This window comes from Streptomyces sp. HUAS MS02, from assembly GCF_055702265.1.
The window spans coordinates 3,646,579-3,661,264 of record NZ_CM146747.1 but is presented as its reverse complement, the minus strand read 5'-3'; the positions used below and the strand labels follow the sequence as shown (position 1 = coordinate 3,661,264).

General features: G+C 73.8%; 7 protein-coding genes. 5 read left to right on the top strand and 2 right to left on the bottom strand.

Translation table 11 applies throughout. The features are described from left to right. The first annotated feature begins 48 nt into the window (after positions 1-48). From ACZ9QC_RS15475 to ACZ9QC_RS15455, 5 genes are all read left to right on the top strand, one after another. On the top strand, positions 49-2,244 hold the full coding sequence (locus tag ACZ9QC_RS15475; RefSeq protein WP_472920673.1) for a serine/threonine-protein kinase: 2,196 nt from the start codon (positions 49-51) through the stop codon (positions 2,242-2,244). Positions 2,245-2,617: 373 nt separating this feature from the next. Next, entirely contained in the window at positions 2,618-5,482 is a 2,865-nt protein-coding gene (locus ACZ9QC_RS15470) for a protein kinase (protein WP_472920672.1), read from the top strand. A 189-nt stretch (positions 5,483-5,671) separates the two neighbouring features. Then, on the top strand, positions 5,672-7,414 hold the full coding sequence (locus ACZ9QC_RS15465; protein ID WP_472920671.1) for a serine/threonine-protein kinase: 1,743 nt from the start codon (positions 5,672-5,674) through the stop codon (positions 7,412-7,414). A 266-nt stretch (positions 7,415-7,680) separates the two neighbouring features. Beyond that, entirely contained in the window at positions 7,681-9,549 is a 1,869-nt protein-coding gene (locus ACZ9QC_RS15460; RefSeq protein WP_472920670.1) for a serine/threonine-protein kinase, read from the top strand. A gap of 92 nt (positions 9,550-9,641) precedes the next feature. Then, a complete protein-coding gene (locus tag ACZ9QC_RS15455) occupies positions 9,642-11,492 on the top strand; it encodes a serine/threonine-protein kinase (protein ID WP_472920669.1) in 1,851 nt (616 codons plus the stop codon). Positions 11,493-11,539: 47 nt separating this feature from the next. Here ACZ9QC_RS15455 and ACZ9QC_RS15450 read toward each other — a convergent pair whose 3' ends face one another. Together ACZ9QC_RS15450 and ACZ9QC_RS15445 are read right to left on the bottom strand one after the other, a co-directional pair. Beyond that, positions 11,540-13,735: a glycosyltransferase family 4 protein gene (locus ACZ9QC_RS15450; protein WP_472920668.1), complete on the bottom strand. Its 2,196-nt coding sequence runs from the start codon at positions 13,733-13,735 to the stop codon at positions 11,540-11,542. A 5-nt stretch (positions 13,736-13,740) separates the two neighbouring features. Further along, positions 13,741-14,595, bottom strand: coding sequence for an alpha/beta hydrolase (locus tag ACZ9QC_RS15445; protein ID WP_472920667.1), 855 nt, complete (start codon positions 14,593-14,595; stop codon positions 13,741-13,743). Positions 14,596-14,686: the final 91 nt, after the last annotated feature.

Below are 14,686 nucleotides of genomic sequence, written 5' to 3'. Positions count from 1 at the left end.
GTGGGTGACAATGGAGGCTCTGTCAGGGCGGGTTGTATGAGGGGACGCATGTCGGAGGCGGAGCGGGCTGGGGAATCCCGTCAGGACAAGGACGCACGTCTCCTCGCCGGGCGGTACCGGCTGGGAGGGGTGCTCGGTCGCGGCGGCATGGGCACGGTGTGGCGTGCCATGGACGAGACGTTGGGCCGTACGGTCGCCGTCAAGGAGTTGAGGTTCCCGTCGAGCATCGACGAGGACGAGAAACGGCGGCTCATCACACGCACGCTGCGCGAGGCCAAGGCGATCGCGCGGATCCGGAACAACGCCGCGGTGACGGTGTTCGACGTCGTCCACGAGGACGACCGGCCGTGGATCGTCATGGAGCTCGTCGAGGGCAAGTCGCTCGCCGAGGTCATCCGCGAGGACGGCGTCCTCGAACCGAGGCGGGCCGCCGAGGTGGGGCTCGCCATCCTCGACGTGCTGCGCGCCGCGCACCGCGAGGGCATCCTGCACCGGGACGTGAAGCCGTCCAACGTGCTCATCGACAAGCACGACGGCCGGGTCGTCCTCACCGACTTCGGTATCGCCCAGGTCGAGGGCGACCCCTCCATCACCTCGACCGGCATGCTCGTGGGCGCTCCCTCCTACATCTCGCCGGAGCGGGCGCGCGGGCACAAGCCCGGGCCCGCCGCCGACCTGTGGTCGCTCGGCGGTCTGCTCTACGCGGCGGTCGAGGGGGTGCCGCCCTACGACAAGGGTTCGGCCATAGCGACACTGACCGCGGTGATGACCGAGCCGGTGCCGCAGCCGAAGCGCGCCGGGGCCCTGAAGGACGTCATCTTCGGCCTGCTCACCAAGGACCCCGAGCGACGTCTCGACGACGCCGGCGCGCGGGCCATGCTCAACAGCGTGATCCACGCGCCCGACCCGAAGGACGTCGATCCGGTGGACGCCACCCGGGTCGTGCCGTTGCCGCCGGTGCCGGAGGAGCGCTCGAAGAAGGGCGGTTCCGGTGGGGCCGGGGCCAAGAGCGGTGCGGGCGAGCGGGTTCGGGCGCCCCGGTGGTCCATGCGGAAGGGGTCGGCCGCGGCAGGGGCCGGGGCCGCCGGTGGGGCAGCGGCCGGCGGAGCCGGCACCGGTGTCGATGCCGCGCGGGGTACCTCCGGTGGGACCTCGGGAGGGGCTTCCGGCGCGGTTTCCGGTGGGGGCGGTGCGAAGTCCTCGGCCTCGGCGGCCGTGACGACGCGGTCCGCATCCGTCGGGGTGTCGTCCGGGGCCGACAGCGCGACGAAGGGCGGGGGCGCGGCGCAGGCGGCGGGCAAGCCGGCGTCCGCGGTGCCCGGCCCGCGGGCCGGCGGAGCCGGTCAGGGCGCGGGCCCGGGGAACTCCGTTTCGACGGGGCGGACTTCGGGGTGGCCCGAGATGACGCCGCCGGATCTGCCGCCGCGGCCGGTGCCCAGGGCGCCGATCACGGACGTGGTGTCGCGGCGGACGCTGGCGGTCATCGCGGTGGCCGTGGCCCTCGCCGTCCTCGGGACCGTCCTGGTGCTCACCCTCGGTGGGGACGACGGCAGTTCGACCGGCAGCAAGGGGTCCGACACCAAGGCGGCCGCGTCCAGCGGGTCGGCGTCGGGGAGCGACGCCGACGGCAAGGACGCGGACAAGGGCACGGACGAGGACACCGGCAAGGAGAAGGGGTCCGACCCCAGCCCCGACGGGGAGAAGACGGAGGAGGCCGGCGGGTCGAGTGGGGCAGGCGGCAGCTCGCCGAGCCCTTCCGGCGGGTCGAACGGCGCCGGGAGCGGTGACGGCTCCGGCTCCGGCTCGGGCGACATCGCGACCGAGACGTACAAGAGCGCTCAGGGGTTCTCGATCGGGCTGCCCGACGGGTGGAAGTACCAGTCCACGGACAACGCGGGTGCCCGGTTCTCCGGCCCCGACGGCCAGCGCCTGCTCGTCGGGTGGACGTCCACGCCGAAGAGCGACCCGGTCGCGGACTGGAAGAACCAGGAGCGCTACATGACGCGTTCGCAGTACAAGCGGATCCGAATAGAGGCGGTGGACTACCGGGGCTGGAAGGCGGCCGACTGGGAGTTCACCTACATGGAGAGCGGCACGAAGAACCGGTCGATCGACCGGGGGTTCGTCGTCGACTCACAGCAGGGATACGCGCTGATGTACACCGCGAAGGCCGCGAAGTGGAGCGGTGAGCTGCGCAAGGACACCTGGCGGACGTTCACGAAGACGTTCGAGCCGAAGGCGTAGGGCTTCGCGCTCGGTATGTGGGGGCGCGTGCCGGTGGGTGTTGTGCGCCGGTGTGTTGAGGGCGAGGGCTCTGTGCGGGCCCGTGCCTCGGTTCGGGGCGCCGTACGGGGGCGTGCGGGTGCGCGGGGCGGGGCGAGTCGGCTCCGTATGAGCTCAGCTTCGGGAGTTGTGCCCGCCGGGTGAGTTCGGGGACGGGTCTTCCGGGGAAGATCGGATGCGTTCGAGCGCATTCGAGACGAACGAGATATCGCATCGAGTCAATGTGAGTTGCCTCCGGCACGTATCGTGAAGGGCTGCGGATCGTACGCATCCAGCACGGAACGGGTCGCTGGGCGAGCGGAATTGACCAACCGGGCGGTCGGGGGAGGGCATTGTGGACGCATACGCGGGTCGGGTACTCGCCGACCGCTATCGCCTGCCGCTGCCGCCCTCCGACGAGTACGAACTCGCCGCCGAGATACGCGCCTTCGACACCTACAGCGGACAGGAAGTCCTGGTCCGGCAGGTGCCGCTGCCCGAGGTGGTCGAGGCCGAAGTGCTCGACTCGGACGGTCTGCCCGACGGGTACGTCGCGCGGGACGGCGGGGGGCGCCGGGGTGCCGGACGGGCCACGCGCGGGTCCGCCGACCCCGCCGTACGGCGGGCCGTCGAGGCCGCGCAGGCCGCCGCGCAGATCCCCGACCATCCCCGGCTCGACCAGGTCTTCGACGTGTTCGCCGAGGGTGGCTCGTTGTGGATAGTGAGCGAACTGGTGTCCGCCCGCACGCTGGAGGCGCTCCTCGCCGAGCAGCCGCTGACACCGTACCGCGCGGCCGAGGTCGCCGCCGACGTGCTCACCGCGCTGCGGGCGCTGCACGCGCACGGCTGGGTCCACCGGAACATCACCGCCCGCACGGTGCTGGTCTGCGACGACGGCCGGGTGATGCTGACCGGGCTGGCCGCCGGGGCGGCGGAAGAGGCGCTGTGCGGGTATGACCCGGTGCCCGCGCGGGAGTACGAGGACAGGCCGCCCCCGGCACCCGGCGGTGGCGCGGAAGCGCCTGCCAAGCCCGGCGGGGGGCAGGGGTCGCGGCAGGTCCCGGTGCCGCCCGGCGGGGTGCGGGACGCACGGCGTGGCCCGGTGCCGCCCGGAGGTGTGGCGGACGTTGGGCGTGGGACGGTGCCGCCCGGCGGTGTTCCCGGGGCCCGCGGCGGCGCGCTGCCCGGGAGCGGCGGCGGTACGTTCGGCGGTGCCCGGGGCGGTGTTCCCGGGGGCGCGGTCGAGGATCCCGAGGCCGCTCGGCGGGCCGCGATAGAGGCACGAGCGGCCGGGAGCGCGGCCCCGGGGGCGGATCCCTCCGGAGGGCAGCGCGCGCTGGAGGCCGGTGGGGACGCGCGTGCGGCGCGGGCGGGTGCCATCGCGGCGTACCGGGCTGGTGCGCGGGCCGCGGCCCGTGTGCAGGACGACCAACGCGGCGGGCCGGGCACGGGGTTGCCCGCCCAGCGGCCGGCGCCGCAGGACCGGGCGCCCGGGGCAGGACCGGACAGCGGCCCGACTTCCGGCGCGACGTCGGGCGCGGCGACGCGCCCGGTGCCGCTCCACCAGATCGCCGACCCCTACGGTGTCCTTGCCAACGGCGGCGCCACGAGCGCCTGGCACGGCGCCCTGCCGCGCGGCGGGACGACCACGTCCGGCGCGGGCGAGGGCGGGACGCACGACAGCGGCGTTCGCGGCAACCATGGCACCCATGGCACGTCCGGCACGTCCGGTGGCTCCGGCCGAGGCGCGGCCGGTGAGGCGTCGTACGGAGGCGGGGCCCCCAGCGACGCGCCGTACGGCGGTGGGTCGGTCGGCGGGGCAACGGTCGGTGGGGCGAACTCCGACGCCGTGCCCGGTGCGCCGGTTCCCATGGGTGTGACGGATGCCGTCCCCTGGGGCGGTGCCGGGGCGGGAGCCGCCCCTCGACGAGGCCCCGCGACCGCGCTCGCCGCCGAGCGCGCGCGGCAGGCGCGGATGGCCGTGGTGGGGCCGGTCACGGAGCGATGGGCGCCCGAGCAGGCCGGACCGGTGCACGAGAACTGGCAGTTGGCCGCGCCGATCGGACCGGCCACGGACCTGTGGGCACTCGGCGCGCTGCTGTTCCGGGCCGTTCAGGGACACGCGCCGTACCCGGAGGAGAACACCGCCGAGCTGGTGCAGATGGTGTGCGCCGAGCCGCCCGCGTTCGCCGAGGAGTGCGGACCGCTGCGGCCGGTCGTGGAGTCGCTGCTGCGGCAGGACCCCACCGAGCGGCTGGACTTCGAGGAACTGCGCGGCTGGCTGCGCTCCCTGGTGCGGTCGGCGCCCGAACCCGAGGCCGGTACGCACGTCGTGCCCGCCCCGCCCGTCGACGCGAGCCGGCTGCCGATCGTACGGCGGCGCGGCGAACTCGTCCGCAGACGACGGGCCGGGCTGCCCGCGACCAGCGCGCACGCCCGCCACAAGCGGACCCGCCAGGACAGGCGGCCCCAGCCCCGCAAGCTGGGCCGGAACCTGCTCCTGCTGATACTGCTCGCGCTGGCCGCCGCCATCACGTACGCCATGGTGTTCATGCCGAAGGCCACGCCGAGCAGTCAGGGCAGTGACACCGGCAGCCGTACGGACAGTGTCGGGCAGCCGAGTTCGGCGCCGGAGGCGAGCGGTGACTCCCGGCCCGGGCAGAACTCGAGTTCGCCCGACGGAGGTGAGGAGGGCCAGAGCGACGCGAGCCCCTCACCCTCGGAGTCGTCCGGGTCCACGCAGACGCAGACCGGTGACCCCGAGGTCGCCCAGGGGTTCACGCTGCGCAAGGACCCCGAGGGGTTCCAGGTCGCCGTCGCCACCGGCTGGGACCGCGCCGGCAAGAACGGGCGCGGCCAGATCGTCTACTCCCAGGGCGGCTTCGAGCTGATCGTCGTCCCCGGGCGGGACAGCACGTCGACGTACGGCAGTGATCCGCTGAAGTACCAGCGGGAGGACGAGCGCGAGTTGCAGCCCTTCCGTGACTCGACCTGGGCCACCTCCACCGGTATGCGGCTGGTCGAGGTGGGCGGGGTGACCTCGGCCGAGGGGCAGTTCACCTGGCAGGACGCCGAGGGGCGCGGTGTCTTCGTACGGAATCTCGCGATCCTGCTCGACGGGCGGTACCACGTGGTGCAGGTGCGTGGGCCGGAGGCGGAGCGGGACGAGGTGACCCGGCTGTACGAGCAGGCGGCGGCCACGTACAAGGCGACCGGCTGAGCGGCCACGTACACGGCGACCGGTCTGTGCGGCGAGGTTGCTGTTCGGCAAGTGGCGGAAGGTTGTGCTCAGTTCGCGGAAGCGAGAACCGTCACAGTGCGGTCTCTGTGCGGCCCGGCCGGTTCCCCGGGCCGTGGGCCGCTCCCTACTCTGACCCTGTCAAGAACATTGCGGGGCAACGTGAATCAGATGCAGGGCCAGCTCCTCGCGGGGCGCTACCGGCTTGTCGACACCATCGGCAGCGGTGGCATGGGACGGGTCTGGCGTGCGCACGATGAGGTGCTGCACCGGACCGTCGCGGTCAAGGAGTTGACGGCCGCGCTCTACGTCTCGGAGAGCGAGCAGGCCATCCTGTTGCGGCGGACCCGGGCCGAGGCGCGCGCGGCGGCGCGGATCAACCACTCGGCCGTCGTCACCGTGCACGACGTGCTGGAGCACGACAGCCGGCCGTGGATCGTCATGGAGTTGGTCGAGGGCGTCTCCCTGGCCGACGCCGTGCGGGACCGGGGGCGGGTGGAGGCGCGCGAGGCGGCGCGGATCGGTGTGTGGGTGCTGCGCGCGCTGCGGGCCGCCCACCGCGCCGGTGTGCTGCACCGCGACGTGAAGCCGGGGAACGTGCTGCTCGCCGAGGACGGCCGGGTCATGCTGACCGACTTCGGTATCGCGCAGGTCGAGGGCGACACCACCATCACCCGCACCGGCGAGATCGTCGGTTCCGTCGACTACATCGCCCCCGAGCGGGTGCGCGGGCACGAGCCCGGACCCGCCTCCGACCTGTGGTCCCTGGGCGCCACCCTGTACACGGCGGTGGAGGGCAAGTCGCCGTTCCGGCGCACCACTCCGCTCACCACGATGCAGGCCGTGGTGAGCGAGGAGGTCGAGGAACCGGCGGCCGCCGGGGAGTTGGGTCCCGTCATCGCCGCGCTGCTGTGCAAGGACCCGGCCGTACGGCCCGGCCCCGACGAGGCCGAGCAGATGCTCGCCGAGGCGGCGGAGGGGCGGCGGCCCCGGGACGCGCAGGTGTATCTGGCGACTCGGGAGCATGGGGAGGGCCGGGAGCATCGGGAGCAGACGGCGGGTGCGGCCGCAGGGGATGAGGGCTCGGGGCGGGCGCCGGGCTCGGCCGGAGTGCAGGGTGCGGGTGTGGGGAATGGTGCGGGTGCGGCGCACGGTGCGCCCGCGCGGGAGTACACCACCGGGGCCCAGGTCGGCTGGGGCGACGGGTCCGGTGGCTTCGGTGGGCCCGGGACCCCGGTCGCTCCGGTCGCGGGGGCCTCTCAGCCGGGGTTCGCCGGGGCGCCCGTCGCGTCCGGCGGCAAGCGGCGCCGTCGGGGTCGTACGGTCGCGCTCGTGCTGGCGCTGGCCGTGCTGGCCGGTGGCGGCGGGGCCGTCGCGCTGCAGTACGCGGACGGATGGTGGGCCGGGAGCGGCGCCTCTGCCGGGTCGGACGGTTCGGGCGGGTCGGAGGACGGGGTGCCCGAGGGCTGGGAGCGGGTCGAGGACCCGGAGGGCTTCAGCCTCGCGCTGCCCAAGGGGTGGAAGCGGCAGGTCGAGGGCTCGCAGATCGACTACACGCCCGACGGCCGTGAGCACTTCCTCCGGGTCGCCGTGGACGACTCGCCGGACTTCGACAGCCCGTACCGCCACCAGCTCGACCTCGAGGAGCAGGTGCGGACGAGGTCGGAGTACCAGCGGGTGAGCCTGGAGGAGAACATCTTCCGCGACCGGCCGGGCGCGCTGTGGGACTTCACGTGGACCGCGTCGGCGAAGGACACGGAGTTCCCCGGGCCGCGCCGGGCGATCGAGCAGATGTACCTCTCCCGGGACGGCGTCGAGTACACGATCTACATGTCCGCGCCGGCGGGGGACTGGAAGACGGCCGAGGAGCAGTTCTACGCGGTGCTGCGCAGCTGGCGGCCGACGGAGCGGTGAGCCCGACCCGCCGGCCACGGCCGAGCGGGTCTGCCGGGGCGCGCCCACGCCTGACACGCGGACGCCCAGGCCCGGAGACACCCGCCCCCGGGTGGTGACGGGTCGTACGAAGGCCCCACGGAAGTGCCGGTGTGGGCCGGCGTGGCTTCTGTGGCGGTCTCCGCGCGGCGCTCGCAAGGCGCTCGTGAGACGTGTGTGCGGCGCTTGTCGGCCAGCCCGTCGCGCGGCACCGGAGGGTTCGGGTCCGGTGCGGCATGATGGGGCGCATGGGGACCGAGGGGGAGAGCGTCCGTGTCATAGCCGGGCGTTACCGGCTGGAGGCCAGGATCGGCCGCGGCGGTATGGGGATCGTGTGGCGCGCCACCGACCAGCTCCTCGGCCGACAGGTGGCGGTCAAGGAACTCGCCCTGGACGACTCGCTCCCCGAGCAACGGTCCCGGGAGCGGCGCGAGCGCACCCTGCGGGAGGCGCGGGCGGTCGCCCGGCTCGGGCACCCGCACATCATCGTCGTGCACGACGTCGTCGAACAGGACGAACGCCCGTACATCGTCATGGAGTTGATCGACGGCGGCTCGCTCGCGGAGCGGATCGAGGAGCAGGGGCCCGTCGACGCGCGGGAGGCCGCGCGGATCGGGATCGCCCTGCTGGGCGCGCTGCGCCGGGCGCACGACGCCGGAGTTCTGCACCGCGACCTCAAGCCCGCGAACGTCCTGATGGAGACCGGCACCGACCGGGTCGTCCTCACCGACTTCGGTATCGCCCAGGTGGCAGGCGCGACCACGCTCACCGAGAACGGGTCCTTCGTCGGCTCGCCCGAGTACACCGCCCCGGAGCGGATGTCCGGGGTCCGCACCGGCCCGGAGTCCGATCTGTGGTCGCTGGGCGCGCTGCTGTGCGCCGTGCTCAGCGGGGAATCGCCGTTCCGGCGCGACTCGTTGGGCGGGATCCTGCACGCGGTCGTCGTCGACGAGATCCGGCCGCCCGTGCAGGCCGCGCCGCTGCTTCCCGTCGTACGGGGGCTGCTGGAGCGTGATCCGGACCTGCGGCTCGACGCGGCTGAGGCCGAGCGGCTGCTGCGGGCGTTCCGGGAGACGGGCCGGACTCCGCGGACGACCAAGAACCCGAGGACGTCGCACGGTTACACCCCGACGCGGCGCGACGTGCCTCGTCCGGGCCGCGACGCGCGGCGTACGGCCGCCGCCGGAGGCGAGGGGCACGCCGGGGCCGCCGCCCAGGATGCGACGGCGGCCGGTGGCGGACAGCCGCCGTCGGACCCGGGCGGACTCGGCGCGCCGGCGCCGGGAGAGCGGCCCGGGGACGAGCGCCCGACACACTCCACGCGGAGCGTGCTGGTCGCGGCCGCGCTGGTGGCGGCGATGGCCGGGGCCGGTGTCTCGGCGGCGGCACTGCTGATGCGCGAGGGGGGCGGTGGGGGCGGCACGCCCGGCAGTTCGGCGCCGCGGACCCCGGGCGTGTCGAGCACGGCCGGGGATTCGGGAGAGTCGGGAGAGTCGGGAGGCGAGGGGGAGCCGGGGTCGGCGGGCGAGTCGGGTCAGTCCGGCTCGCCGAGCACTCCGCACACGTCGGGCGCGTCGAGCTCCTCGGGCGGGTCCGGGGGGCCCGGCGGCACAGCCGGTACGTCGGGCGACGCCACGCCCACCGTGACAGGCTCCCGGGCGGCCACCGCGCCGACCGTGCCCTCGGGGTACCGGCTCGCCCGGGACGAACGGGGCTTCAGCCTCGCGGTGCCGGACGACTTCACCCGGGAACCGCAGGGGGAGCGGGTCTTCTACATGTCGCCGGGGTGGGTGGTCCGGATCGGCGTCAAGGTCGACGACCCGGAGGAGGGCGGGCCCGCCGGGGTGATGCGGCGCGCGCACGCGAAGGGGCCCTCAACGAACCCCGGTTACCGCGACGGCCGGGTCACCGAGACCACGCACGACGGACGGCCGGCCGCGCTCTGGGAGTTCACCTGGGACGGCTTCAGCTCGGCGGAGGGACCCCGGCACACGTACGACCTGTGCTGGGAGCGGGACGGGCGGCTGTACGACGTGTGGGTGTCGGCGCCGGTCGGGAGGGTGAGCGAGGCGAAGGAGTACTTCGACGTGGCGGTGGACACGTTCGTACGTAACTAAAGCGGAGATAAGTGGTGTTCCGCGTCACGGGTCTGTGACCGGAAAGCGCCCGGGGTGGCTGCCGAAGCGCTTGCCGCGATACAGATGAACGTATGAGCAGCAACGGGGGCGCCCCTTACGGAACAGGGCCTGGGCCCGGCTACGGAGCCGACGAGCCGACGAGTTTCGGACTGCAACCGCCGCAGCCGAGCGCGCCGTACCCCGGGAACCCTTATGCGCAGCCGCCCCGGGCCACGGACCAGCCCGCGCCGCCCTCGGCGCCGCAGGCCCAGGCACAACCGCAGGCCCAGGCACAACCGCAGTCACATCAGGAGCCTCAGGCCCAGGCGCAGCCGCAGCACGTGCAGGCGGCTATGCCCGTACCGCCCTCGCAGGCGGCGCAACCCGCGCCCGCCGCGCAGGATCCCGGCACCGGGCGGCTGATCGCCGGTCGCTACCGGCTCCTCGCCAAGCTCGGGCACGGCGGTATGGGCACGGTGTGGCGGGCGCAGGACGAGACGGTGGACCGGGAGGTCGCCGTCAAGGAGCCCCGCGTACCGGACCACCTTCCCGAGCGTGAGCGGGCCAACGCCTACGAGCGGATGCGCCGCGAGGCCCGCGCGGCGGCCCGGCTCGATCATCCGTCGGTCGTGAACGTGCACGACGTGGCGGTCGTCGACGACCGGCCGTGGATCGTCATGGAGCTGGTACGGGGCCGCTCGCTGGGCGACGCGTTGCAGGAGGGCACCCTCGGTACCCGTGACGCGGCGAGAATCGGCCTCGACGTGCTCGGCGCGCTGGAGGCCGCGCACGCGGCGGGCATCCTGCACCGGGACGTCAAGCCCGACAACGTCCTCCTCGGCCGGCACGACCGGGTCGTCCTCACCGACTTCGGTATCGCCCAGATCGAGGGCGAGACCAACCTGACGGACACCGGCGGCTTCGTCGGCTCGCCCGAGTACATCGCCCCCGAGCGCGTGCTCGGCCAGCGCCCCGGGCCCGCGTCGGACCTCTGGTCGCTCGGCGTCGTCCTCTACGCCGCCACGGAGGGCGTGTCGCCCTTCCGGCGCAGCAACACGCCCGCGACCCTGCAGTCCGTGCTCAACGCCACGCCCGCGGCGCCCGCCTCGGCCACCGGTCCGCTCGCCGAGGCCATCAACGGCCTGCTGCAGAAGGACCCGGCGCGCCGTCCGAGCGCCGCCCGGGTCCGCGAGCTGCTGGAGACGGCCGCGAACCCGCCGGCGCCCGCGCACACCCCGGTGGCCCAGACGATCGCCGGGCCCCGGGCAGGGGAAACCAAGGGCATCAGGATCGGCGCCAAGACCCTCGCCGGGGTCGGCGCGGCGGTCGTCGCGGTGGCGGTCGCCGGGCTCGGCGTGCTGGGCGTGGCGGCGGCGGTGACCGCCTACGTGGTGATCGCCGACCCCTTCGCGGGACCGCTGCCGGACGGCTGGAAGCAGCGCGACCTCGGTACGAAGGTCGCCGCGAGCGTGGGCGTGCCCGGCGACTTCGTGAAGGACCGGTTCGAGCCGGACGAGACCGACGGAACGTTCGCGCAGTACAGCGACCCGAGCGGGCTGATCCGGATCAACGTCGACCGGGACATCGAGCGGGACGACAAGGAGAACGAGATCCCGGGCGTCGCGCTGGACAGGGCGTATGCCGACTGGGAGCTGGTAAAGGACGGCGAGTACTCGCTGGACGTCGCCGACGACCCCGCGCCCAAGGGGCGGCCGCAGGAGGCCCGGTTCAAGGACCATGAGGCCGCCGAGAACACCATCAGGTACACGACCACCGACAGCCAGAACCCGCGCCTGCGGGAGGCGCGGGTCCTGTACTACCGGGCCGACAACGGTGACATGTACCGGCTGTGGATCGACTATCCGGGCAAGGGGCACTTCACCGAGCAGGGCCGCGAGATCGCCCGTACGGTCATCGAGAACCTGAAGATCGACAAGATGTAGACGTCGCCTGGCTGCCCCGGCCCCGGCTTCGCCCCCGTCCGTAGGCCTCATGACAGCGCGAGGGCCAGGTCGTTGGTGACGGTGAAGAAGAAGCGGGCCTGTGGCACGGATCCGTTCGGTGTGGTCATGGTGACCGCCGGGTACTTGTCGGTGTCCTTGCGGTCCACGATGTCGTCGAACAACCGGCCGAGCCGGATGAGTTCGGCGTCGGGGGAGGGCCGCAGGAACAGGTCCCAGATCACCTTGTCCGGGCCGACGGGGTCCGGGAGGGACGTCAGCCGCGCGCGGAACCCGGGGCGTCCGGTCGCGCGTGTCCCTTCCGTGCGTGTCCCTTCCGTGCGTGTCGCCGGTGCCTCGAAGTCCGCCACGTCCTCGCCCCGGGCGACGCCCACCAGCGTCGCGCCCTCGCCGAGCACGGCCCCGTGCAGGACGCCCTCCACGGCGAGCGACCCGTCGTCGACGGGCAGTGCGGTGACCTCGGCGTGCGCGGTGCGGTGGAAGGTACGCAGCGCCAGGTAGCCGTCCTTCGTGGCGTACGGGATCCACCAGGCGACCGGCGACCGGTCCGGGAGCTCGGCGGTCAACAGGCCCCGCTGCTCGACCAGTCCCGCCCGCAGCCGGCGGCGGGCCCCGTCCCCACCCCGCTCTACGTGCAGGTCCCAGCGGCCCTCCGCGAGGGCCGGCTCGTCGCGGCTCAGCGTGGCGGTCCACGGGCTCCTGGGGTCGTCCGGCGTGTCCTGCCGCAGGGGGACGCGCACCTCGTCGCCGGCGTGGCGTCGGCGCAGTACGAGCGTCAGGTCCGCCCCCGACACGCCGGACGCGGCGACGGCGATCCGTACACCGCCGCGCCGGTCGACACGGCAGCCGGCCTTCGGACGTAAGGGTTTAGGCGCCCCGGGTTTCGTCGCCGCCCCGACCTTCGCCTTCCCGGTCGTCGGCTCGGACGCCCCGGGCTTCTCGGCCGGCGTCGAAGCGGGCCACCCCAGTGCCCGGCGTAAGCGGCGGCCCAGTTTCACCGGGGCCGGGGTGCGGGCCTCCTGGAGGTCGGCGATCAGCTGTTCGTACTCCGCGGCGATCGTGCGGGGCGCGTACCGCTGGACGGTGGTGCGGCCGGCGGTGCCGACGCGCTGCCGTAGGTCCGGGTCGTCGATGAGCCGGAGCAGGCCCGTGGCCAGGGCGTTCGGGTCGCCCGGGGTGACGAGGAGGCCGTCGGTGCCGTCGGTGACGATCTCACCGGGGCCGTGCGGACAGTCGGTGGCCACCACGGGGACACCGGCGTGCATGGCCTCCAGGATGGTCATGCCGAAGGACTCCCACTCGGAGCTGACCGCGGCGACGGAGGCCTTCGCCCACTCGGTCTCCAGCGTGGCCTGGGCGCCCATGAGGAAGACGTGGTCGCCCAGCCCGAGTCTGTCGATCACGGCGCGCAGGTTCGCGCGCTCCGGGCCCTTGCCGTAGATCCGCAGCCGCCACTCGGGGCGTTCGGCGACGACCTTGGCGAACGCCTCGACGAGCAGGTCGTACCGCTTGACCGGGAACAGGCGCCCGGCGGCGACCACCAACGGCGCGCGCAGGTCGGAGGGTTCGGCCTTGGGCCGGGGCGCGGCGTTGGCGATGTTCGTGATCCGGGTGCGCAGGCCGGGCAGGTGCCGACGGTGGTCGGCGGCGTCCCGCGCGGAGACGGTGACGAAAGCGTGCAGACGCTTGATCGCCGCGTTCTGCGCCTCGCGTACGCCGGGCACGTGGTTGTCGTACGACAGGTGCTCCTGCCCGATGAGCAGCGGGCCCCGGCGGGACGCGCCGGTCGTACCGGAAGCGCCGGACGCGCCAGGTGGGCCGGGCGGGCGGCGCGAGCCGACGGCGCCGTGCCCGGCCAGGGCCACCACGAGCGCCGGGCGGGTCGCGACGACGACATCGGCGTCGGTGGTGTCGAGGAAGGCGCGCAGACGTTCGTCGGTGAGCGCGGTGTAGCGGTGGGCGAGCACCTCGGTGGGCGGGACCACGGCGGAGGGCCGGGACATCAGCTCGTGGCCGCCGTCGTAGGACTCGGCGTCGGGCCGCTCGTCGACGAGCGGTAACAGGCGGACCTTGCCGCTCACCCCGAGCAGCGGGCGGTCCTCGGTGCGTAAGACCGAGACGACCTCCACCTCGTGACGGACCGCCAGGGCTCCGGCGAGGTTCAGCGTCGAGCGGACGGTGCCGCCGATGGCGTAGGCGTTGTGGAGCAGAAAGGTGATCTTCATGGTGCTCAGTGCGTCCTCTCAGCGATCCAACCCAGGACCCGGTCGGCGACCCCCCGCTCCTTCAACAGTGCTCCGCCGTGCGAGGAACCGGCCACCGTCTCCACTGTGACCCCGTTGGCGGGCATGTTGTGCTCCTTCTCCTCGGCGGTCTGGAGTTCGAGCGAGTGCCGGACGGGCACGAAGTCGTCCTCGGAGTGGAGCAGGAGCATGGGGGCGTCGTCGCCGCCGGAGGCGCGGTTCCTGACGACCATGTCCGCCCAGGTGTCCCGGCAACCGGGGTGCGCGGAGGCGGAGTTGTCCGACGGGTCGGGGTGGCAGCGGGCCAGCAGCGTGGCGTTGTCGCGCAGTTTGCGCTGCCTGGCGGTCGCGTCACCGGCGTTGCCGTCGCGCCAGGCGCGGTACGGGTCGTTCACGGGGGACAGCGCCACCACGCCGTCGACGCGGAAGGCGCCAGAGCGGTAGGTGGCGACGGCCGTGGCGATCTGGCCGCCCGAGGAGGAGCCCAGCAGGACCAGTCGGTCGGGGGCGAGGTCGAAGTCGGCGGCGTGGTCGCGGATCCACTCCAGTGCGGACAGCGCGTCGGTCCGCTGGGCCGGCCAGGGGGCGTCGAAATTCAGCCTGTGGTCGACGGCGAAGACGGCGTACCCGGCGTCCGCGAACCTGCGCGACCAGCCGGCCCAGCCGGTGTCCTCGTACCAGTGGCCGCCGTGCAGGATGACGATGCCCGGCTGCTCCCCGCCCCGGTCCTCACCGGCGGTGTTCCAGTAGGCGTCGAGGGTCTGCCGGGGGTGCGAACCGTAGGCGTGGGAGCTTTCGTTGCGGTCGGCCGCCTCGCTGGCGCGGGTGTCGTGGACGAGCAAGGCGGCAACGATGGCAACGCAAAGAATGAGACAACCCCAGAGCCGACGCACGGCTACCTGCCCTTCGAGTGACCTGACGGCAGGCGACGTC

Coding starts and splice junctions, on each gene's coding strand:
- ACZ9QC_RS15450 (WP_472920668.1), bottom strand. CDS start 13,735: ATGAAGATCACCTTTCTGCTCCACAACGCCTACGCCATCGGCGGCACC.
- ACZ9QC_RS15460 (WP_472920670.1), top strand. CDS start 7,681: ATGGGGACCGAGGGGGAGAGCGTCCGTGTCATAGCCGGGCGTTACCGG.
- ACZ9QC_RS15465 (WP_472920671.1), top strand. CDS start 5,672: ATGCAGGGCCAGCTCCTCGCGGGGCGCTACCGGCTTGTCGACACCATC.
- ACZ9QC_RS15475 (WP_472920673.1), top strand. CDS start 49: ATGTCGGAGGCGGAGCGGGCTGGGGAATCCCGTCAGGACAAGGACGCA.
- ACZ9QC_RS15455 (WP_472920669.1), top strand. CDS start 9,642: ATGAGCAGCAACGGGGGCGCCCCTTACGGAACAGGGCCTGGGCCCGGC.